The 21,836-nt window shown below is 66.1% G+C and carries 18 protein-coding genes and 2 pseudogenes; 11 read left to right on the top strand and 9 right to left on the bottom strand.

The window, feature by feature from the left end:
• Positions 1–95 precede the first annotated feature (95 nt).
• Positions 96–1,139, top strand: coding sequence for a serine hydrolase domain-containing protein (locus ACTWNK_RS00880; RefSeq protein WP_474301545.1), 1,044 nt, complete (start codon positions 96–98; stop codon positions 1,137–1,139).
• A 106-nt stretch (positions 1,140–1,245) separates the two neighbouring features.
• On the opposite strand, the gene mihF is transcribed toward ACTWNK_RS00880, so the two are convergent.
• Positions 1,246–1,605 carry an integration host factor, actinobacterial type gene (mihF, locus tag ACTWNK_RS00875; RefSeq protein ID WP_474301544.1) on the bottom strand — a complete coding sequence of 120 codons (360 nt, stop codon included), beginning with the start codon at positions 1,603–1,605 and terminating at the stop codon, positions 1,246–1,248.
• Positions 1,606–1,719: 114 nt separating this feature from the next.
• Between mihF and ACTWNK_RS00870 the strand changes: the two genes are divergently transcribed.
• The 3 genes from ACTWNK_RS00870 (at position 1,720) to ACTWNK_RS00860 (ending at position 3,378) form a co-directional block, all read left to right on the top strand.
• Complete coding sequence (locus tag ACTWNK_RS00870) at positions 1,720–2,082, top strand: hypothetical protein (protein ID WP_474301543.1); 363 nt, start codon at positions 1,720–1,722, stop codon at positions 2,080–2,082.
• A gap of 528 nt (positions 2,083–2,610) precedes the next feature.
• Positions 2,611–2,952, top strand: coding sequence for a cyclic-phosphate processing receiver domain-containing protein (locus tag ACTWNK_RS00865; protein ID WP_474301542.1), 342 nt, complete (start codon positions 2,611–2,613; stop codon positions 2,950–2,952).
• 204 nt (positions 2,953–3,156) lie between these two features.
• A complete protein-coding gene (locus ACTWNK_RS00860; protein ID WP_474301541.1) occupies positions 3,157–3,378 on the top strand; it encodes a hypothetical protein in 222 nt (73 codons plus the stop codon).
• A gap of 289 nt (positions 3,379–3,667) precedes the next feature.
• Here ACTWNK_RS00860 and ACTWNK_RS00855 read toward each other — a convergent pair whose 3' ends face one another.
• Positions 3,668–4,012: a hypothetical protein gene (locus ACTWNK_RS00855; protein ID WP_474301540.1), complete on the bottom strand. Its 345-nt coding sequence runs from the start codon at positions 4,010–4,012 to the stop codon at positions 3,668–3,670.
• A 215-nt stretch (positions 4,013–4,227) separates the two neighbouring features.
• The gene (locus tag ACTWNK_RS00850) at positions 4,228–5,433 is read right to left on the bottom strand and encodes a hypothetical protein (protein WP_474301539.1); all 1,206 of its coding nucleotides are present in this window, start codon (positions 5,431–5,433) and stop codon (positions 4,228–4,230) included.
• 326 nt (positions 5,434–5,759) lie between these two features.
• Between ACTWNK_RS00850 and ACTWNK_RS00845 the strand changes: the two genes are divergently transcribed.
• Positions 5,760–6,806, top strand: a complete 1,047-nt coding sequence (locus tag ACTWNK_RS00845; protein ID WP_474301538.1) for a tyrosine-type recombinase/integrase — start codon at positions 5,760–5,762, stop codon at positions 6,804–6,806.
• A gap of 299 nt (positions 6,807–7,105) precedes the next feature.
• On the opposite strand, the gene ACTWNK_RS00840 is transcribed toward ACTWNK_RS00845, so the two are convergent.
• The 6 genes from ACTWNK_RS00840 to ACTWNK_RS00815 all read right to left on the bottom strand — a co-directional run bounded on the left by ACTWNK_RS00840 (position 7,106) and on the right by ACTWNK_RS00815 (position 15,120).
• Positions 7,106–8,941: an ATP-dependent nuclease gene (locus tag ACTWNK_RS00840; protein WP_474301537.1), complete on the bottom strand. Its 1,836-nt coding sequence runs from the start codon at positions 8,939–8,941 to the stop codon at positions 7,106–7,108.
• Positions 8,942–9,099: 158 nt separating this feature from the next.
• Positions 9,100–9,495 (bottom strand): hypothetical protein, encoded by a 396-nt coding sequence (locus ACTWNK_RS00835; RefSeq protein WP_474301536.1) that lies wholly within the window; start codon positions 9,493–9,495, stop codon positions 9,100–9,102.
• Between the two features lie 90 nt (positions 9,496–9,585).
• On the bottom strand, positions 9,586–9,759 hold the full coding sequence (locus tag ACTWNK_RS00830) for a hypothetical protein (RefSeq protein ID WP_474301535.1): 174 nt from the start codon (positions 9,757–9,759) through the stop codon (positions 9,586–9,588).
• Positions 9,760–11,064: 1,305 nt separating this feature from the next.
• On the bottom strand, positions 11,065–13,773 hold the full coding sequence (locus ACTWNK_RS00825; protein ID WP_474301534.1) for a caspase, EACC1-associated type: 2,709 nt from the start codon (positions 13,771–13,773) through the stop codon (positions 11,065–11,067).
• A gap of 5 nt (positions 13,774–13,778) precedes the next feature.
• On the bottom strand, positions 13,779–14,528 hold the full coding sequence (locus ACTWNK_RS00820; RefSeq protein ID WP_474301533.1) for an effector-associated constant component EACC1: 750 nt from the start codon (positions 14,526–14,528) through the stop codon (positions 13,779–13,781).
• Between the two features lie 448 nt (positions 14,529–14,976).
• Entirely contained in the window at positions 14,977–15,120 is a 144-nt protein-coding gene (locus tag ACTWNK_RS00815) for a hypothetical protein (RefSeq protein WP_474301532.1), read from the bottom strand.
• A gap of 127 nt (positions 15,121–15,247) precedes the next feature.
• Here ACTWNK_RS00815 and ACTWNK_RS00810 point away from each other — a divergent pair.
• The 6 genes and pseudogenes from ACTWNK_RS00810 to ACTWNK_RS00785 all read left to right on the top strand — a co-directional run.
• Positions 15,248–16,072 (top strand): annotated as a pseudogene (locus ACTWNK_RS00810) (IS481 family transposase); the annotation flags it as partial.
• Positions 16,073–16,603: 531 nt separating this feature from the next.
• The gene (locus ACTWNK_RS00805) at positions 16,604–18,403 is read left to right on the top strand and encodes a reverse transcriptase/maturase family protein (RefSeq protein WP_474301531.1); all 1,800 of its coding nucleotides are present in this window, start codon (positions 16,604–16,606) and stop codon (positions 18,401–18,403) included.
• Positions 18,360–19,535, top strand: a complete 1,176-nt coding sequence (locus ACTWNK_RS00800) for an integrase core domain-containing protein (RefSeq protein ID WP_474301530.1) — start codon at positions 18,360–18,362, stop codon at positions 19,533–19,535. The genes ACTWNK_RS00805 and ACTWNK_RS00800 overlap by 44 nt, the downstream gene beginning before the upstream one ends.
• 134 nt (positions 19,536–19,669) lie before the next feature.
• Positions 19,670–20,029: a group II intron maturase-specific domain-containing protein gene (locus ACTWNK_RS00795; protein WP_474301529.1), complete on the top strand. Its 360-nt coding sequence runs from the start codon at positions 19,670–19,672 to the stop codon at positions 20,027–20,029.
• A gap of 124 nt (positions 20,030–20,153) precedes the next feature.
• Positions 20,154–20,366: pseudogene (locus ACTWNK_RS00790) on the top strand (ATP-binding protein); the annotation flags it as partial.
• Positions 20,367–20,421: 55 nt separating this feature from the next.
• Positions 20,422–21,714 (top strand): hypothetical protein, encoded by a 1,293-nt coding sequence (locus ACTWNK_RS00785; RefSeq protein WP_474301528.1) that lies wholly within the window; start codon positions 20,422–20,424, stop codon positions 21,712–21,714.
• Positions 21,715–21,836 lie beyond the last annotated feature (122 nt).

The raw sequence follows: 21,836 nt of genomic DNA, 5'->3' as shown, positions 1-21,836 counted from the left end.
GCCCCGCCGCGCATCGCGCGCACCAGCCGGCCACCGGCCCGCATCACTACGCTGGGACCCGGCACGCCACTCACCACGAAGGAACCCGAAAGCTCATGGCCGATCTCGGCGAGGCGATCACTCAGCTGTTGTCCGACGGAGTGCGCGAGCGGGTCTTCCCCGGCGCGGTGTGGGCCATCGGCGACGCCGACACCATCCTGGTCTCCGACCGTAGCGGTCTGCTCGACCCGGCCCAGCCGGAGGCCGGGATGCGCCTGGACACCGTGTTCGACGTGGCCAGCCTCACCAAGATCCTCGCCGTGTGGGCGAGCATCGGCACCCTGTGGCAGAACCAGGCCCTGCCCCTCGATGAGCCGCTGGCCGCCTTCTGGCCCGAGGTCGCCGGCCACCAGCTCGGCCAGGTCACCGCCCGCCACCTGCTCACCCACACCGCCGGCGTGCCGCTGCGGGCCAACCTCAAGAACCTCTACGGCAGCGACCCGCGCGCCATCCGCGACGGCGTCCTGGCCGAGCCCCTGCACCGCCCGCCGGGCCAGGCCGTCGAATACACCGACCGCGCCGCCCTCATCCTCGGCTTCCTCGCCGAACACCTCACCGAAACCCCGCTCGATCAGCTCGCCGAGCAGCGCATCTGGCAGCCCCTCGGCATGACGGGCACCCGGTTCGGGCCCCTGCCCGACGAGCTCACGGCCCGGTGCGCGCCCACCGAACTCGACGCCGACACCGGCGCGCACCTCAAGGGCGTGGCCCACGACTTCTCCGCCCGCCTGCTCGGCGGCGTCTGCGGCATCGCCGGCGTCTTCTCCACCCTGGCCGACCTGGCCCTGTTCCAGCGCCACCTGCTAGCCCCAGGCCCCAGCTGCGACCACGTCGGATTCGGGCCCGCGTGGGTGGCCGAATCCCTGCAGGTCCACACCGGCGACCTGACCCCCGCCCGCGGCCTGTTCTGGTATCCCGCCCCCGGCACCAGCCCCGAAGAGGGCATCTACGTGCACTACGGCTTCACCGGCACCGGCATGTGGACCTCCCCCAAACAAGGACGCTGGGCCGTCCTGCTCACCAACAAGCTCTACTACAGCCGCGACCGCGACCCGCTCATGGCCGTACGCAACGCCTTCCGCGCACTCGCCTTCGACTGACCGACCCCCACAGCACAGCTGTGGAATGTGACATGGAATGCCACCAGCGCCCGAACGCGGCCCCACCCGTACGGACGAAACCGCGCTCGGCCACGATCTTCGGCGATCAGCTGGCCAGCGCCTGCAGCAGACGCTCCCGCTGCTGCTTGGTCAGCCCGCCGACCCGGCGCCTCTCAGCCACCCCCGACACCGCCATCAGCGCCGCGACCCGCGCCGGCCCGTAACCGGGAACCGCGCGAAGGACCTGCGCCACCCGGGTCTTCTTCACCAGCTCCTCATCGCCACGGCCGAACACCTCCGCCACACTGGTCGTCCCGGACTTCACCCCCGCCAACAGCGCACTACGCGCCGTGCGCGCCTCGGCCGCCTTCTCCAAGGCCTTCGCCCGCTGCTGCGGCGTCATCGTCGGCACTGCCATAAAGATCTGCCCTCCCACTCTGTAGATCGGCTGCTCGAACTCCTGCATCGCACACCCCGACGCAGGTCAACAGCCATCATCCCGCAGAGTGTCAAATCATGTGACGGTAACCCCGGTTCGTCGTTCCACTAGTACTGGGACGCCAACCTGGGGGGCGGAAGCGTGAAGCCCGTCCTGGACGCCCTCCCGTGCGAGTCCGTCGAGCACGCCAGATACAGATCCTCGCCTGGAGACCGTGAGATCGCGGTCGTCGTGATCCGGGCAGCGAGCGGCGGCCGACTGGACAGGGTCGGCCGCCTGCTCGGCGATTCCGGCAGCTTTGTCAAGACTCTTTCCGAGGACGGGAAGTTCGAGGAACCCGAAGTCCTCGGCGTTCCCCGGGCGTTCTCCTACACCGATTCGCTGCTGTTGTACGTCACCGCCGACTCCTCTGCCGGAAGCACGGCCCAGCCCGACGCTGACAGGGCCATCGATGACATCAGCAAGGGGCTTGGACGCCATTTCCGGCTCGCCGGAGTTCGCTGACCACCGTCCTGCCGTCGACAGCAGGTGAACGCCGCTCTTGAGACGGTCTCCCGCGCGGGAGACGATCAAGCACAGGCGGGACAGAGGTGACCGGAACCATCTTGAGATGGGCTCAGATGGAAAGAGCTTGGGCCGGGCCGATCGGATTGCCAGGCGAGTCCAGCCATACTCTCTGGCTCTGCTCGCGGCCGGTGGTGACGGTGAGCCCGAACCGTTCACGTTCCGGGCGGCTCCACTCCACCCACCGCAGGTAAGCGGCCCAGCAGCCACAAGACACCCAACGCGAATGGCTCCTACGCCGCGGGACCACCTGGCGCCACCTCAACCGCGAAACGCCCCTCGCCCACTACCTCGCCCTCAAGAACCTCCTCACCCACCACGCCGACCTCCTGAAAGCCAAGATCGATCTCTGTGATCGCCGATGATGGATCGCGACCATCTGGGGCCTGTGCTTGGGACGCGGAGCGAAGGATTGCCGCGCCAACAGGACGGCCAGAAGGCCCGTTGCCGTTCTGCGATGATGTCCCGGTGGAGGAACAGTCGCCAGTCGCGTCATCGCCGATCATTCTCGGCATCGACGACCTGCGCCCCCTCCCCAGGACCACGAGGATCGCTCGCACCAGCGCGGAAGGCATCCAGCTCCTCGAGGAACACCGAGATCGCTTCATCGCTGAGCTCTGGCTCGATCATGATCTGGGCGGGGACGACAGCGTCTTGCCCGTTGTCACACTTCTGGAGGAGGCCGCCTTCAAGTGTCGCCCATTCCAGATAGGGATGATCTTCGTTCACAGTGCCAACCCGATCGGAGCGGAGACCGTCGTCCGCGCCCTCACCCGCTGGGACTACCGAGTCCGGCGAGCCGTCGCCTGAACCCCGGAGCCCGCAATCGCTGACCACACCCCACTCCCAGCTTGGCAGCACGGCCGCTACACACCCGACGAACACGCGTGGCCGTACCTGCGACCGCAACTGCGTCTTGGCCAGGCACTCACCGGCACGATCGCCTGGGTTCCCAGACCCGGCTGCAGCGGTATCGGCGTCGAACTCGGTCTCCCCGTTGGGGGCTTCGTCGACGTGCTCCACCTGCCCGACAACCCCGACCGCTGGCCAGCTCTCGGGGCCGTCATCGACTTCGTGATCTGGCGGATCGACGAACGCCCCCAGATCGGGCTGATGCCCGCCGCCCCGCACTACCGCCGAGAAGACTTCACCACGTGGATCGAGGACCAGGCCACGCCCGCGGCCACAGCGTTCCGAACTCAGCAGGCGACAGACACGGACTCTTCAACGCCTTGATCGACGCCTGGCCGGACGGATCCAAGCCCAGGCCCCTATGGGTGACAGAAAGCCTGTCTATGTGACAACTACCGCGCTTCGGCTCACGCGGATCTGGCAGCCCCGTCTGCCGCTGGCGGCACTGTGTGTGACCTTGGCCAACTAGCTCTGATAGTCACAGCTGCTGCACGATCAGGACACTGGTTCAGGCAGCGATTACCAGAGACGCAGCGGTCCTGATCTGCTGACGCGAGTGGTGCAGGGCTGCGAGAAGCTGCCGCCCGCAATCCTGGTGTCGACTGGACGGCGCTCACGCGCTGTCGTCTTTGGTGTCGTGGGGGGTGGCGAGGTAGTCGAGGAAGGAGAGCTGGCCGAGTGCGGCCAGGGTGGTGGCCTGGGCCAGCGCTTCGGCGGCGTGCCGGTGCAGCAGCTGGGCATCGCCGAGCGCGCCGACCGAAACGTCGTCGTGGGCCAGTGTCTGCTGGAGGCGGGCGAGTGCGGCGGCGGCCAGTGCTGTGGCGCGGTTGAGCTCGTTGCGTGCGAGGGTGCGCTGGTGCCGGTAGCCACGCGCGATCAGCGCGTCCGGCAACCGCTCATCCTCGCCTGACGGCCCCGACGAGTCGCTCATCCAGCGCTCCTCTCCCCTGTTGTTCATGATCGAAAACGCTCCCAGGCTATTCGTGACAGAGAGTGTTGAGGTGGTCGGGAGCGGTCATGCCCCGGCGCATGTGCTCCCGCCTCGCCTTGCCGTCGGTGTCGGCCCGGGTGGTGGCCGGGTCCCAGCCGAACGCCTTGAGGCGCGACCGGCCAGGCCCCCGCACGCAGTGACGGCTTCGCCGAGCACACGGAGACCGTGCCGGCCGGCGCCGCCTACTCATCGCCGTCGTGGCGAGGGCGGGTCCGGGCGGCGAGTGCTGCTTCGGCCGCCAGGGCGCGTTGTTCGGCCACCGCCGCCCGTTCGCGTTGCGCTTCGGCCTGGGCGCGGGCTGCGATGAGTTCGGTTTCGGTGCGGGCGAGCAGGTGCGCGCTGGCCTTGGCATCACCGTGGGCGGCCACCAGTTCCAGTTGTGCCTGGGTGGCGCGCTGGTGGGCTTGCTCGGCGCGGGTCGCGGTGGCGTCGGCGCGGGCGGCGGCCTGGTCGCGCTGGTGGTGGGCTTGTTCGGTTTCGGCGCGTAGAGCGGACAGCTGCCGGTCGGCGTGCGCGGCGGCCAGGGCGGCGTCGCGGCGTTCGGTCTCCAGCGTGGCGTGCACGCTGGTCAGCAGGGTTTGGTGTTCGGTCAGCTCGGCGCGCAGCGCGGCGGCCTCCTGCTGCATCTGCTGGAGGTGCGCGCTGATGGCCCGGTAGTCCGTCTCCATCGCGCTCCGGGCTTCGACGGCTTCGGCCCGGGCGGCGATGGCGGTGTCGCGGTCGGCTTCGGCGGCCCCGCGGGCGCGTTCGTGTTCGGCGAGTTGTTCCCAGGCGTCCCGGGCGCTGTGCTGGGCGGTGGTGACCTGGGCTGCGGCTTTGTCCTCGGCGTGGCGCTGCGCCTGCTTCGCGGCCGCGACGGCGGTGGCCTTCTCCTCGTGCGCGGCTGCGGCGCGGCGCTCGGCGAGCTCGGCGCGTGACTCGGCCTCTCCCCTGTCGCGGCGGGCCTGGGCGGCTTCGGCCCGGGCGGTGCGGGCTTCGCTCAGCGCGGCGGCGGCGCTGTCGCAGAGGTCGGCGCGTAGTGCGGCGGCGATGGCCTCCAGCCGGTCGATCTGCGGGGCCAGCACCGTCTCGGCCTGTTCCAGGCGGGCTTGCCCGGACTCGCGGGCGGCGGCGGTCGCGGCCGGGACCCGTTCCTTGTTGTAGCGGCGCCGGTGATCATCGGTGCAGTCCTGGGCGTCGGCGCGCTTACCGGCGGGCAGGGCGCCGCCGCAGTAGCGGCAGGGGCGGCCACCGGCCGCGCGGGTGCGCCGCGCGCGCTCGGCGGCGTCGCGCTCGTCGACGTGCCCGGCCACCGGAGCCGTCCCTGCCTCCACATCGCCGGGAGTCTGTCCGCTGTCGTCGTGCGCCTGTTCGCCGAGGCCGCCGGTGGGGCTGTCCGAATCGATCACCACACAACCATACCGCAGGCGTACTCGATATGTTGGAACGGATACGGATACGATTCGGATCTGTTTAGTTTTGATCTTCGGGAATCTCACACAATTCAGCTTGTGTGAGATATCGGCGACCGACCTGCATCGGACCTGTGACTGGTCATTTCGTTGACCTGGGGCTTCGTCACTGGTGTCAGTCGGCTGGTCACCCGATGTCAGCGACCAAGATCCTCCCCTAGCTCCCAACACTGCTGAGCGGCCGCGCACGTCGACCTCACCCAAAAGCTGAGTAGCGATAAGCTGACTTATCGACAGCCAGAATGTTGATCTTGGAGAACCATATGAGTGGGCTTCCGCGAGGCGAGCTAGCCGCCATCCCTGCCGCCGCCGCCCGCCCGGTGCGGGATGAGCATGTGCTCGACCAGGACGCCGCACGCCTGGTCGAGTCCGGGCTGGCCGCCAACACCCGCATCGCCTACGCGCGCGACTTCGCCCTCTACTCCGCCTGGTGTGAGGACACCGGCCGTACACCCCTGTCGGCCACCGCAGCCACCCTGGCCAACTACGTGACACACCTGGCCATGCAGCGATACGCACCGGCCACCATCGATCGAGCCCTGGCCTGTGTCCTGGCCGCCCACGACCACGCCCAGCTGGGCAAACCCTCCACGACACCGGCCCGGCTGGCGCTGCGCGCCTACCGCCGCGATCGCGCCCAGCAAGGCCACCGCCCGCGCAAATCACCCCCGATCACCGTCGACCAGCTGCGTGCCATGGTGACCGCCCTCCCCCACAACACGGCAACAGGCCTACGCGACCGAGCGGTGCTCGTCCTAGGCTTCGCCCTGATGGGCCGCAGATCGGAGATCGTCGAGGTCGGCATCAGCGACCTCACTTTCACCGACGAAGGCCTCGAGGTGTACATCCCTCTCAGCAAGACCGATCAGGACGCGCACGGCGAAACGGTCGCCGTCCCCTACGGCTCCCATCCCGAGACCTGCCCCGTGCGGGTGGTGCGCGCCTGGCTGGCGGTCTTGGCCGAGCATGGCATCACCAGCGGTCCGCTGCTGCGCTCCATCGACCGTCATGGTGGAATTGCCGATCGCTCTCGCGCCTGCGCGGGGCGCGGCCGTACCGGCGGTCTCAGCCCGCAGGCGATCAACCTCATCGTCAAACGAGCCGCCGCCGAAGCCAACCTCGAACACGCGGCTTCCTACACCGCCCATGGACTTCGTGCAGGTGGGGCCACCTCCGCGGCCAAAGCGGGTGCGCCCATGTCGGCGATCACCCGGCATGGCCGCTGGGCAGACGGCTCCCCCGTCGTGGCCGGTTACATCCGCCAGGCCGACAAGTGGGCGGACAATCCCCTGCGCGGCGTCGGGCTATGACCTCGCTTTCAGCCTTCGTACGCTTGAGGCTTGGCCCCCAGAAATGTCGGTGGGGTGGGAAATAATCTGGTTGAGAAGGGGAGGTGTAATGTCCCGCGACCTTCAAGACTCTGATGATCAATTCATTCCTCCACCTAATGGTTGCCGTTGGTGTGGCGTGGAAGAACGCGACCATGCGCAGCGGTGGAAGCCTCCCGTGGGGTGGCATAGCTGGGTGGAGCCCACGTCCGATCAGCGCAAGGAGCGCATGAGAGCCCGCAGGCGCCGGATCTCCCGACCACAACCACCTGGTGCCCGCGCTACCCCGCTCGTTGCTTGAGCTCGATGAATATCTCTCTGAGCTGGGTGGGTACCTGGTCGGGGCGGGTCAACGTCGATGCCAGCAGATACATCATCTCCGGCTTACCTCCCGGAGCGCTCTCACTTTCCCGTTGAAGCAACCCAAGCACCTGGGTGCTGTACTTGCCTTGGCCGCGCAGCACGGTGAAGTCTTCCGGCTGCCATAGTCCCGAGGTTCTGGGCCAGATGGCGTTGGCGACCTTTGCCCACAACTCATCGGCGAAGAGCTCTTCGAATTCATTGAACTGCTGCGGTTCGCCGAGGAACCTGACGATGTCGTTGTACTTCTGTCCAAAACGCTGACGTAGGCGTTCTGGTTTGAAGATGGACAGGTTCCTGCTGTCGGCATCGATCATGAGCATGACGGAGCGCTGGTGCTCGACCAAGTACCCGGCCAGGTGCAAGGCGCCTTCGTTGTTGTTGCACGCCCACAGGGCGATGCCGGCCGACTGGAGAGGGATTCCTTCGGACAGGCGGAATAAGATGGGGACGGCCTGCTGCTCGGAGGGCCCTTCGACGGCTAGGAAGCAGCGCTCGTGCAGCAGAACCGAGTTGCGCAATCCCAGCGAAGCCGCGAGGTGTTGCAGATGCCGATCGATGGAACCGTGCTCTTCAGTGCCGAGCCGTTCCATGGTGGTACGACCCCCGTCGTCCAACCTGAGATTGACCACGTCGGCGATGTCGACACCGTCGATCAGGTTCATCGAATGCGTGGCCACCATGACGTTCACGTGGGCAAGCGCACTCTGCTCTCTGATCAGCTGCATGATCTTACGCTGATGTCCATAGTCGAGATGTGTGTCGGGCTCGTCGTAGACGATGATCGTCTGAAGCCGGGTGGGCGCCGGCCCCTCGTCTTCGTCTGAGACTTCGGCCGCAACTTCCTGGTCGGCATGTAGAAATTCGCTCGTCCACTCCCAGATCGCCAGCGAGATCCTCCGAGTGCTGCCCTGCCCGGAGCGTTCCAGACCGACGTGCTCGCCGGAATGCCGGGCTATGCGTAGTGGAGCCGCCCGCAACCCTTGTGTAAAGGAGACATCTGGCTCGACGAAGACTTCTTTGATATCGGGGCATCGGGTGAGGATGTGATCGCACAAGGACTTGGTGTCAGCCTGCAGGCTTTCTCTGACCTGGGCTTCTATGTCACACAGCTGTCCCTGAAGGTCTTCGTTGGATAGGTGTGAATGCAGGCAGCCCTGGAGTACTGATCGCACAGCTTCATTTGGTTCGGAGGATCGTCCACCGAAGGACAGCACGGCTGGCATCCGACTTTGCAAGCCTGAAGGGGCTTTCACCCACTCTTCGGGGCCGGAGTTGAGCATGGCGTACTCACGCAGAGCCTGCTCAAGATCTGCCTTCAGCATGCCGGTATAGGGCAGCCCTATCTCCTTGGCCAGCGCCTTGAGTTCCGGCGCTTTCTTCGAGGGCAGGTCACGTAGGCGTTCGTCCTGCGGAACGGGCAGCCAGCATTCCAAGCGTGAGACGAGTTCCTCGTCCGCCGAACGGCGTATGCGTACCGTGGGCGGAAGGCTGAACGCCTGCTGTTCCCATTCGTCGAGGATGAACACGCCCACGACCTCGGTGAGGTCGCAGCGTGACGGCGGATTGGAGGCCGGCAGGTACGTACGGTCGTCGTCCTCCAAGGTCTGTCGGCCCACCAGGTAGCTCAAGGCGGCGAGGATCGCGCTCTTCCCACCGTCGTTGGGACCCGCCAAAATGGTCGGCTTGCTGACGGGAATCCCCTCTAGCAACAGCAGTGACCGGAAACCCTTCACCGAGAACTCGCAGAGAAACACGTCGCTGTGGACTCCGATCGCTGGGAGGGCGAGCCTGCCTCGCATAGCGGGTTTCGCGATCGTCGTCGACGCCCAGACAGCCGCTCAAACCCCAGGCGTACCATCGTAGAACGCCTGTGTGTACGGGCGCTCACGCTTTCTGCGACATGTCGAGATACTCAGTGATCGATGGTCACCTGCATACGCAGGAAGTACAGGCCGTCGATGCGGCGCCTGTCGCGCGAGCCATTGATGGTGATCAGGGCCATGGCTCCCACGATCCGCAGGTCGACCTGCCCGATAACCGCCATGTCCCTGATCTGGACGGTGATCTGCTGATGGGAGGTGGCGTCGAGTCCGATTCCGGTGGTGAACCCCCGATCCAGCCGTCGCGTACCGCTGCCCCCGTCGGCGGAGCCTCGGTGGAGGATCCGGACGCCGTATCCGCTGCCGGGCCCACGCATCGTGTGTCCAGCGAGGTCGATGCTCACGTTGTCGGCGCCGATGATCAGCCCGTCGCCGGGACATGTCAGTTCCTCGGGCAGGGTGACGTCGGCGGTCAGTGCGCCCGGCATGGGCGCCGCGCGGGGATCACCGCAAGTCGTAGGGGGTGTCGCACGGCCATGGTCCCCGGCAGGGGGTGTAGGGCCCGGCCGGGGTTATGCTCACGCCCTTCGGCGATCTTGCCAGAAGATGACGCCGATCACCGTCGACCGGCTGGGCCCGATGCTCTCCGCCCTGCCCCGCGACACCTCGACCGGCCTGCGCGACCGCGCCGTCCTCGTCCTCGGCTTCGCCCTGATGGGCCGCCGCTCGGAGCTGACCGCCTGCGACGTCACCGACCTGACCTTCACCCCGGACGGCCTCGAGGTCTACATCCCTCTCAGCAAGACCGACCAGGACGCCCACGGCGAAACCGTGCCCATCCCGCACGGAGCCCACCCCGAGACCTGCCCGGTACGCGTACTGCGCGCCTGGCTCACAGTCCTGGCCGAACGCGGGGGTCACCACCGGCGCGCTCCTGTGCCCGATCGACCGCCACGGCGGCATCGGCGGCACCGGCCCCAGCGCCGGACGAGGCACCGGCCAACGCCTCAGCGCCCAAACGATCAACCTCATCGTCAAGAACGCCGCCACCCTGGCCGGACTCGATCATCCCGACGCCTACACCGCCCACGGCCGCTGGGCCGACGGCTCCCCCGTCGTCGCCGACTACATCCGCCAAGCCCGACAAATGGAACGACAATCCCCTACGCGGCGTCAGCTTGTAGCACTATGCGCGCTCCGACTCCACCAAGCGAACCAAGGCGAAGGAACAACTGGGCGGGAGCGTCGTACAACCGGTCCGGGCAACTCACGCAGTGACTCGTCCCCAAAGCCGGGCGTAGGCCCAGCCATTGCAGCCCGCCCCAACCTCTCAAGCCGTTCGGCAGTCTGCGTTCATCTCAGAAGTGACGCTCTACACATCCGCCCACACAGGGAACATAACTCTTGAAGTCATCCGACTCCATCACGTCAATCGACCAAGGCACTCTCACCAACACGCCACACGTGCGTCGGTGTAGTGCCCTGCTCGACCGGCTACACCCAGGCCAGGCGGTCTACCTTGCGACGACGTCAGCCGAGTTGCGTTCAATCCACTGCGGTGCATCACCCGACGGGGCAGGCTACTGACAGGACTGACGAACTCGTACTGACACCAGGCGACGAATTTGAGCTGACAGAAGTATGCGCAGTCACAGTCGGCCTCCCCGGCGGCCGACGCCCACTCATGCACGTCGAGAGGAGAAACCGCAGGTCAGCAAGTGCGATAAGGAGCGGACGTGCTGCCGTCCCGGCGCTGCGCTCAGCGGCATCCTGCGGGTAGTCGTGTCGCGGTGAACAGCGTCCTCGCGCGGGAGAATTGCGCTAAGGACGGCGATCACGACAGGCAGCGGGAAGTGGATAGGCAGAAGGTGGGGCTGAGCGTTCAGGTCCATGCCGATGTCAACGTTGGCCGACTCCGGAGGCTTCTCCATACAGAAGCTGTACGGAGAAGCCCGTCGTCTTCTTCGATGAGTCCCACGCGCTCTTCCGAGTAGGCGACTCACTCATCAACGAAGACACCTTGAACACGTGATGGCCGACCTCGGCCTGGCTGCGTTTCAAGGCGCTCCCGCCTCCCAGACCATTGGCGCCTGATCGCGGAGCGCGTGCCGACGATGCGTGGTCCAACCGGCGGCTTCGGCTTGCGCGAGGGAAGTATGGTCAACGGCCGTGCTCCACGTCCTATCGCTGAAGTACGCCCCTTCCAGAGCACGGACTCGGGCCTGCAGCCTTTCCGCCTCTGGGCTGTATCGATCTACTGTGTACTGGAGCCCGGAAGCACGGCGCGCCTCCGTCAGCTCCTTTGCGCGAGCGACAAGCTCGCGACTTGAACCTCGGAGTTCCCTGGCAGTGACATGCAAGATGCTGTTGGCGTCGATACTGAAGATCAATTCTAGGAGAGGCGTGTTTCGTGCACGCCTCGGGAGATTCCCGATGTCGAGAACACCGACCATGGTGCAGTCACCGGCAACGGCACTCTCACCTTCAAGGATTGCAACGATCATCCGCTGCTGGCCATCGAAGCTCGGAGCAAGGAAGATTGCCCGCTCCGCGGGAAAGGTCAGATTCCATTCAATGATCTTGACGTTCGATCCATCAGAAACCTCGAATCCGAGAGAAGCGGAGATGACGTCCAAAAGCAAGCTGTCCTTTGCAGAGCCTGCGAGAACCCCCGCCTGCAGAGCCGCCCCCATGACGATGCCCTCAGGGATGAGCCCGCGATAGGGCTGCCCACCTCCGATGACGTCGCGCAGCATGTCTCCGATGGCGGGCATGCGTGTCGCTCCGCCGGTGAGAATCACCCTGTCCAGTTCGGAAGCTCTCACGCCCGCGTCTCGGATAGCTTGCTCGACCGGCCGACGGCAGCGCTCCAGCAGATCCCGTGTCATGCTCTCGAATTGGCCGCGGGTAAGAACCTCGTCGAGATGAACAGGAGCTGCGGCAGCGCCAGCCAGGTAGGGCAGCCGGATCGCCGCCGTGCTCACGGCCGACAGTTCGATCTTCGCCGATTCCGCCGCTTCCAGCAGTCGCTGACATGCGGTTGCATCCTGGGAGAGGTCAAGCCCGTAATCGTCGCTGATTCTCCGAAGCAGGTGCTGGACGATTCTTTCGTCCCAGTTCTCCCCGCCGAGGTGGTTGTCGCCACAGGTGGCTCTGGTCTCGACAAAGCCGTCACCGATGTCGAGCAGGCTGACGTCCAGTGTTCCACCGCCGAGGTCGAAGACCAGGACCGTAAGCTCCTCCTCTTGCTTGAAGCCGTAGGAGAACGCGGCAGCCGTGGGTTCGTTCACCACGCGTGGCACGTTGAATCCGGACCGCCTGGCGGCTTGGATCAACTCCACGCGCTGGGTCAGGGAGAAGTTGGCAGGAACAGTCATGATCGCGATTTCCGGCAATGTGCCGATGAACGCTTCAGCGTCATCTCGCAGCCGACGGAGGATGAGTTCCACGACATTCTCCGCCGTCAGCCGGACGGATCCTCGGGTGATGCTCCAGTCACTTCCCAGTTTCAGCTTGGCCGACCGGACGGTGAAATGCGGATTCATGATCGCCTGCCGCTTGGCAGCCGCGCCCACGAGGATGTCACCCTCCGCGGTGATGGCCACCAAGCTCGGCGTCGTCAACGAGCCTTCGACGTTGGGGATCATGTGGACCTCTTCGCCGGCGTACAGGGCGATCGACGAGTTCGTCGTCCCGAAGTCGATACCCACCACTGGGCGCGAGGTTCTGAGCTTCGGGTGATACGGCGAGAAATCGGCGGGCCGAGCCGCACGTGCCGTCGGGATCTCGCCGAGACCGCGCTCATGCCAGAGCTGCCGCGCGCGGCGGGCAACTTCACGATCGGCGTCGGCGATCAGTCCCAGTAGGGCGGCCCTGGCTGCATCCCGGCTCGGTTCACGAACGCTTCCGAGGAGTTGCTCCACGAGATGCAGTGAGCCGATGCGTTTCCACGGCTGAGCGTCCAGTACGGCGGCCCGCATCTCGGCGAGCCGATCGACGTCGTCGTGCCTGGGGCTGCGCGCCAGATAGATCGCGCCCTGGGCACTGTCCACGCTCAGCGTCGGCGTTTGGCCCGCGATCTTCTGGCGTACCTGTTCATGGACGTAATCGTAGAGCTCGTCGACGGAGATGAGCCCGTCACCATCGAGGTCGGCTGAACCGTCCCGCAGTCCGCTGACCACGGCTGAGGTGAAAATGGACGGCTGCGCGGGCGCCCGGCTGAAGCGTAGGTGTCGCTCTCTCTCGTACGCGTACTGCAAGGAAGTGGAAGCGGTCATGACGATCCGCCCGTTCCCCGCGAAGGGTTCGGTGATGTCGACCTTCGGGGTTCCGGCGTCACGCCGGAACGCGCCCATTGTGAACGCGCCGCTGTAGCAGCAGTCGAGCATGGCGACGATGCGCCGCGATCTGCTGCCTCGCATGAATCCGCTCACGGCGTCCGCCGAGATCGCGGTGGAGCCCAGGAAGTCGTGCTCGGTGTCGCGCATGATGAAGTGCAGACGATTGCCAGCGTCCAGGCACCCGTGCAGGGACAGATGCAAGAGAAGGAGATCGCCGTGCGCGGCCCCGGCGAAGAACGACTCCATCGCGCGCATGACCGCACGCTGGCCGACGTCGATGAGAGTCTCCACCTCGAAGCCCCCGATATCGGGGTTGCCCAGCACGTCTTTCAGATGCTCGGCATCGGCGGCAGCGGCCGGAAGAGGGGCGAAGTGGCTGTCGTCGTCGTAAGTGCTGTTGGCGATGATCAGAGCGCGCTTCGTCATGGCCATCACTGCCCATGACGGCGGAGGAACTCCTCGAGGAAGCGCTGCTGGACGTCGCTCGACACAGCTGTGAGCTCGATCTCGTCATCGCCGATCTTCATGCGTATGGTGCCCGAGCGACGGCGGCCGAGCCAGTTCTGGATGAGACCGACGAGCACCGGAAGCAGAGCTCCGCTTCCCCCGAGTCCAACCAGCAGAGCACCCGTCTCCAGCACCTCCGAGCCTCGGGTACCCGCGGGAGGGGCTCCCCCGGATCTTCGTTCGATACTCGACAGATCCAGTTCACGCAAGTTCTCGATCAGATACTGGAGTTGTTCCTCGACATATTCAGGATCTTCGTCCCTGATGCTGAGCACCAGTCCTACCAGGACCTCAGCCGATGTCACAGCGTCTCTCCATATGGCTCGAGTGCTCATCATCGTCTTGTCGCGTTGGGCGACCATCTGCCAATATCGCAAGCTGGCGACCTCCCAACAAGAGGAATGAGGTATCTGGGTTCCTGTGCTGGCGCAATCTCCCCGGCTCTTTCTACAGCGAGGGACATGCCCGGCTGCGTGCTGGTGAGCCAGCACCATGGTGGAGTCCACGCCGATCTCCCAGATGATCCGGCCGGCAGCGTCGGTCTGGGCCTGGAGCCTGGTGATGAAGTGATGCTCTCGGCCCGCCACCCACCGCAAGCCGCCGCCACACGCCAGGTAGTTCTTGATCACGTGCAGGGCTTTCGCCAGAGTTTCGGCACTCAGTGCGGCTTTCACTGCGTTCCGCAAAGCTGATCCAGATCCTCGGTCCTGCGCAGCTTCGCGACCTCCTCCTGCGTGAGGTGAACCTGGGCCCTGTGCTGGCCGGGGATGTAGGGCGGGGGGATCGCGCCCGAAATCCTCTTCGGCCATCCGGGCACACGTAGCAACAACCCAGCCCGAAGTCGAGCAACGGTGGCCACCTGCCTGCCCCGAGCTCATCCTGCTCGCCATTGGTGCCGGCGGCGCGATCGAGCGCAGCTTCTCCCCACCTGGCACGAAGCATGTCTCGGGAACACAGCGTCAAGCATCTCCCCGGACCACACAGTCATGGGACGCGCCAAGAGGTGCGGCCTCGTACCGGATCAGCACCGACGAGGTGCCCGGACACGGCGGCGCCTGACCTGGTGCAGATAGCCCCGTACTTGGTGGAGCACTCAAGGCAGTATGCAGGCAACCCGCCGTATCAGCCTGTGGAGGTTGGCCGGCGGAGGAGCACCACAGCGGTGGCGTCGTCCCGATCGCCGTCGAAAGTGCGGGCGGCGGTGACCAGAGCTTCGGCGAGAACCTGCGGGGTGTCGGCGTGCTGGCGCACCAGTGCCTCCAGCACGTCGGGGCTCACCTGGTTGTACTGACCACAGAGGTTGAGAACAGAGACTGATCGTTTTGGCATGAGGAAGGGCTTCCGGGTTCGGTGTGGATTGCGACATCTACACCCGTGAACCAGAAAGCCCTTCATGCTCCACCGTAACGCCCCACTGACCGAGACCGGACGCCTGCGCCTGGCCCGCTGCATCGTGGAAGACGGCTGGCCCTTGCGCCGTGCCGCTGAACGCTTCCAGGTCTCACCCACCACCGCCAAACGCTGGGCCGACCGCTATCGCACGCATGGATCGGACGGCATGCGCGACCGCTCCAGCCGTCCGCACCACAGCCCCCGCCGAACCCCCACCCGCACCGAACGACGCATCATCAAGATCCGGGTGCTACGCCGGTGGGGGCCGGCCCGCATCGGCTACCTGCTTGGCCTGCACCCCTCCACTGTGCACCGCGTCCTATCCCGCTACCGGCTGGCCCGCCTACGCCATCTCGACCGCGCCACCGGCCAGCCGATCCGCCGCTACGAACACCCCACACCGGGCGATCTGATCCACATCGACATCAAGAAACTCGGCAACATCCCCGACGGCGGCGGCCACAAAGCACACGGCCGGGCCACCGGCAGCCGCAACAGCTCCGCCCACCGCGACACCGCCCGGCCCCGCACCCGCCACGGCCGACCCAACCTGGGCTACGGCTACATGCACAACGCCGTCGACGACCACTCCCGGCTGGCCTACACCGAAATCCTGCCCGCCGAGACCCGCGAAAGCGCCGTGGCCTTCTGGCAGCGCGCCCACGCCTACTTCACCACCGCCGGCATCACCGTACGCCGCGTACTGACAGACAACGGCTCCTGCTACCGCTCCCACCTGTGGCGCGACACCCTGCGCACAGTCGGCATCACCCACAAACGCACCCGCCCCTACCGGCCCCAGACCAACGGCAAAGTCGAACGCTACAAGTGCGCCACGAGGCGCACGGTCGTATCCCCGGATCATCCGGGAGGAACTCGAAGGGAGGTTCCTGGGTCTGATGGCTTACCGGATGCCGAAAGGCTTATGGGACAAGAGCATGCCAGGAAACCAGAGGCCGGGCCCAGCGTCAGGGGCGGTGCTCTGGGGGACCCGCGTGACATGGCGAAAGCTTGATTGCCTGAATCCCAGTCTCCAGAAGATGGAAGTTCGCATCCACCGGAACGACGTCTGAAACCGGTGCCAGCCCTGCCCGACGGGGTTGAAACAGTCGGGCAACCTTCGGGGCCATGGAGCGATGCCCAGCGAGGGCATTCAAGGAGATGAACGGGACGCCTAAATCACGTTGACACGTACGACCGTGACGAACGTGGGATCGCCTACGGGACGCGAGTCCTAAGGCGACGGAGGCCTCGTATTAGTCGCCGGAGTCACGACCGGCCAAGGAGGGCGGGAAAGCCGTCCGCAGGGCGAAGGGGGCCAGGTGATCGGACACCGAGAGATCGCGAGGTATGCGTAATGCAGAGCGCCGCAACGGTGCTGGGTGTCCTGCGTGAGCGCGGCAGGCGCGGCCTGCCGTTGGAAGAGTTGTATCGGCAGATGTTCAACCCGCAGTTCTATCTGCTGGCCTACGGCCGCATCTACCCTAACAAGGGGTCGATGACGCCGGGGGCCACGCGGGAGACCGCGGACGGCATGTCGTTGAAGAAGATCGAGCGGATCGTCACCGAGATGCGTCACGAGCGCTATCGGTTCCGCCCGGTCCGAAGGGTGCACATTCCGAAGAAGAACGGGAAGACGCGCCCTTTGGGCATGCCGACCTGGTCGGACAAACTCGTCGGCGAAGTGGTCCGCCTCCTGCTGGAGGCTTACTACGAGCCGACGTTCTCCGACCGGTCCCACGGGTTCCGGCCCGGTAAGGGCTGCCACACCGCGTTGCGGGAGGTGGCCCACACCTGGGTGGGGACAGCCTGGTTCGTCGAGGGAGACATCGCCGACTGCTTCGGATCTTTTGATCACGATGTGATGATCGGGATTTTGTCGGAGAAGATCCACGACAACCGGTTCCTGCGGCTGCTGCGCAACATGCTGACAGCCGGATATCTGGAGGACTGGAGGTGGGGAGCCACGCTGAGCGGGGTTCCCCAGGGCGGGATCGCATCGCCCGTCCTCTCGAACATCTACCTGAGCAAGCTGGATGAGTTCGTGGAGAACATCCTCATCCCGGAATACACCCGAGGCGGACGCCGGGCACGCAACCCGGGCTACCGTCAGGTGGAACAAGCGATCGTCAGAGGCCGCCGCAAGGGCGACCGCGCCGAGGTACGGTCTCACTACCGCCGGCTGCACAGCCTTCCCAGCCAGGACCCCCGGGACCCGGACTACCGGAGGCTGCGCTACTGCCGCTACGCCGACGACACCCTGCTCGGGTTCGCCGGACCCAAGGCTGAAGCAGAGGAGATCAAACGACGTCTGGCCGAGTTCCTGCGTGACGAACTCAAACTGGAGCTCTCGCCGGACAAGACGCTGATCACCCACGCCCGCACCCAGCGGGCGAGGTTCCTCGGCTATGAGATCGAGGTTGCGGGAACCGACCGCAGGACGAGACGACCGGGAGGAACCGACAAGCGCAACCGTCGGTCCCTCAACGGGATGATCGTGCTGCGGGTCCCTGCCTCCGTGGTCAAGGCCAAGTCCGCCCCGTATTCGTCACGCGGCAAACCCGCGTGCCGGAACTCCATGGTTAACGAGAGCGACTACAACATCGTCGCCAGATATGGAGCCGAGTACCGGGGCATCGTCCAGTACTACCTTCTCGCCAGCGACGTCTTCCGGCTCCACCGATTGCGGTGGGTCATGGAGACCTCGATGCTCAAGACTCTGGCCAGCAAGCACCGGTCGTCGGTGACCAAGATGGCGGCCCATCACAAGGCCAAGACCTTGACACCGCACGGGCTGCGCACGCGGTTCGAGGCGAGCATAGAGCGCGACGGCAAGAAGGCGCTGGTCGCCTGGTTCGGCGGGATTCCGCTGAAACGGCAGAAGAACGCGGTCCTCACCGACCGCCAGCACACCGGGCCCGCCTACCCCAACCGGCAGTTGGTCACCCGGCTGTTGCACGGGAAGTGCGAGCTCTGCGGACAAACGGACGACATCCAAGTCCACCACATCCGCCGACTCGCAGACCTTGGCGAACCCGGCGGGCCGCAGCCCGCCTGGGCCACGGTCATGGCGAAGATCCGTCGCAAAGCGCTCATCGTCTGCGGCGGCTGCCATGGCCAGATCCACGGACAGCCCGCATCACCATTCACGCAGTAGATCGCTGGAGAGCCGGGTACTCGGAAACGGGTCCGCCCGGTTCGGAGGGAGGCCGAACGGAAAAGGACCAGTCCAAACGGGGCTGGCACCTCGCTGTTCGGCCGACCCTACCAAGACGTTCCGACGGGAGATGCTCGACCATTCCGGCCCGTTCGCCGACCCCAAGGCCGCGCAGGCCGCGATCGACGGCTGGATCTATGCTTACAACCACACCCGGCCGCATCAGTCACTGGAGATGGCCACTCCGGCCCAGGTCTTCCGCCCGCACGCGATGACCGGCGACCAGGCCCTGTCGGCTGCTCCAGCGCTGCCGGCTCCGGCCGTCCCGATGACGGCGCCAGCCGAGCCGATGCGGTTGCCCGTCCTGCCTCCGCCGAGTTCCACCGAGGAGAACCTTCCGCTTCACGCGGTCGAGTTCGAGGCCGTGATCAGCCCCGGCCGGCATGTGATGCTCCCGCGGAACCAGAGCCTGAAGTTTAGCCCGTCCCTGGTAGGACGCACCGTCACGCTCTGGGGGAGCCACCGCACCGTCCACGTCCTGCTCGACGGACAGCTGATCCGCACCCGGACGATGTCCTTCACCGACGCCGACCAGCACGCTCTGATCATGCGCGGCGGACGCCCCGGCGCCGCCGAACCCCGAGGCGGCATCAGCCCCGACAAGCCCCTGCCGCCCGCGACGATCGTGGAGATCGACCGCAAGGCCTCCAAGGACGGCGTCGTCTCGCTCGGACGCACCCCGGTCGCGCTTGGCAGCGACCTGATCGGCAAGCACGTCACCCTGCGCATGGACGGCAGCATCATGTACGTCATCCACGCCGGAATCCTGGTCAAGACCCTGCCCGCCCCGATCCCGCACGAACGACGCGCCAAGCTCCCCGGGGCCCGTGCCTCCGCCACACCGCTGCCCCCGCCGCCTTCGCAGCCGCGGCAGGCCATCCGCCGGATCGGCGCGGACGGCACCTTCCAGATCGCGCGACAGAAGCTCCGGCCCGGTCTGGCCCACGCCGGCAAGACCGTCACCGTGGTCATCGAGGAGACCTGCTTCCGGGTCCTCGACGGAGACGTCGAGATCTCCACCCACCCCCGCAAAGGCGGCCACGTCAGCCGATACGTCGCCGACTCCCGCTAACCGTCAACCGACACCTGGGACCGACAAGCATCACCTGAGACACCGTCAAGCAAGTCCCAGGATCACCGTGTCAAGCATCTCCCCGGACCACACAGCGGGGCGAACTAAATGGCCATTGACAGGAAGTGCTGCGGATGGTCAACCCGGTCCTACGGGGCTGGGCGGCCTACTTCCGCTACGGCGCGTCCAAGAAGACGTTCGCCTATCTGGGTTGGTATGTCTGGTGGCGGATGATCCTCTGGATTCGACGTAAGCACCCCCACCTGACCTGGAAACAGATACGGCGGCGCTACTACGGGGCCGACCGCATCGTTGCCGAGGGCATCGTCCTCTACAACCCGGCGAAGATGAAGGTTGAACGCTACCGCTTCCGCGGAGCACAGATCAGCACCCCCTGGAATCACGACGAGGTTGATCCCGACGGAGCACGCTTCCGCCGGACCAGCCACGACGACCAGGGCTTCGTCGGCCAGGTCAGCGAACTCATGGCCTGACCCAACGGATCACGTGGAGAGCCGGATGCCCGGCCAACGGGCACGTCCGGTTCGGCGGGCGGGGACGCGGAAACCGACAGCCGAAAGGCTGCACGGCGTCGCGTCCCCGACCCAACACGAGGTCTTGGAACGCGGCGAGGCGAACCTGGTCTTCCAGGTCATCTCCAGGCGCTACGAGAAGGGCTCCATCATTCTGACCTCGAACAAGAGCTTCAGCGAATGGGGCCAGGTCTTCTCCGACGAGGTGCTCGCCACGGCCATCCTCGATCGGCTCCTGCACCACTGCGACGTGATCTCCATCAATGGTCCCAGCTACCGGCTCAAGAACCGCCTCAAGAACATCGAACGAGACACCAACGTCGCCTGAACTGGTGCACGTATCCCCGTACTTGGTGGAGCACCCAAGAGAGTACGCAGACACCACCGGTTGCAACCGGATCTCCAGGATTGCCAGCCTGCTGCAGGGTGATCCGCGGCTGGCGGCCGGGCCGGTCGCTGACGAGCTGGCCAGGCGGGCGCGGCGGGTAAAGAGCACCACTCAGTCCTATAGCACGGCCGAATTCGACATGATCAGGGTTGCAGCTCGCCGGACGTTCCGAGCGGCCTTGCTGCGCATCGAGGACAACGCCCGGCATCTGGACCGCTGGCGGGACGGCGAATGCGTCGAAGACAGCCGGGATTGGGTGCTCGGACAAGGCCTGGACGCTCTGGCTCGCACTGGCCGCTTCCCGCACACGATCGGCCCGAGCGGGCAGCCCACCATGACGAGCAAACATCGCAAGGCGCTGGGCCCTTCGATCGCTCAATACTGGCAGCGCCTGTTCCTGACCTGTCATGAGGCGGCGGCGTTGGGGGTGCTGCTCATGGCCGAATACGGCTGGAATCTGTCGGTCCTGGACCGGGCTGCAGTGCCGCGAGCGACACCGGACCCTGGAGAGGACGGTCACCCCACCTACCGGATCCCGCTGGAGAAGTATCGCCGAGGCGGCGGCCGCTACTTCGAGACCCGCAACGTCACCGATGACGGCGCCGCCTCGGCCGGCCGCTTGATCACCGAAGCTCTGGCGGCCACCCGGTTCGCCCGCGCCCTCGTGGACAAGCTCGCTCCGGGGACTGATCGGCTGATCATCTGGCATGCGAGCGGCGGCCGCCCGCTGCGGAATCTGGATCGGCTGCCGGCGGTCGGCCAGTTCCATTTCGGCGTCACTTCCATGAACGCGCAGAAGTGGGCGCGATCGCAAGGTTTCGCAGGTTCGCCGTTTCGCCGGGGACGCCGGACCGTCAACGCGCTCGACCGCCGACAGCCAGGACAGAACAGCCAAGACGTCCACGACCGGCATTACGTTCTGGTCGACAAGCGAGTCCAAGCCGAGATGGTCGGGGTGATCGCCGCCGGCGCCGAGGACGCCGCCGACCGGGCACGCGCGATCGTCTTGGTCGCCGAACTCCGCGACCAGCCGCAGGACGGGGACCTCGAGACGGCGACCGCCGACTGCCATGACTACGACAACAGTCCTTACCCGGCGCCCGGCGGTGGCTGCGGCGCTTCGTTCCTGATGTGTCTGGCTTGCGAGAACGCCCGCGTTCATCCTGGACACCACGGCCAGCTCGTCCACCTGCACCAGGCGCTGTCCAATCTGCGCTCAACCTTGCCGCCCACCGCCTGGTCGCGAGATTTGGCATGACCCCCACGCCCGCCTGGAAGATCTCCGATCCAAACTCGGTGAAGGCATCTGGCGTCGGTCGCTGGCCACCGTCAGCGACACTGACCGCGCGCTCATCGCCGACCTGCTGAGCGGAGAGCTCA

This window comes from Nonomuraea sp. IBHARD001 (assembly GCF_056106265.1).
The sequence above is the reverse complement of the archived record's forward strand: the minus strand, read 5'-3'. Positions and strand labels throughout refer to the sequence as shown.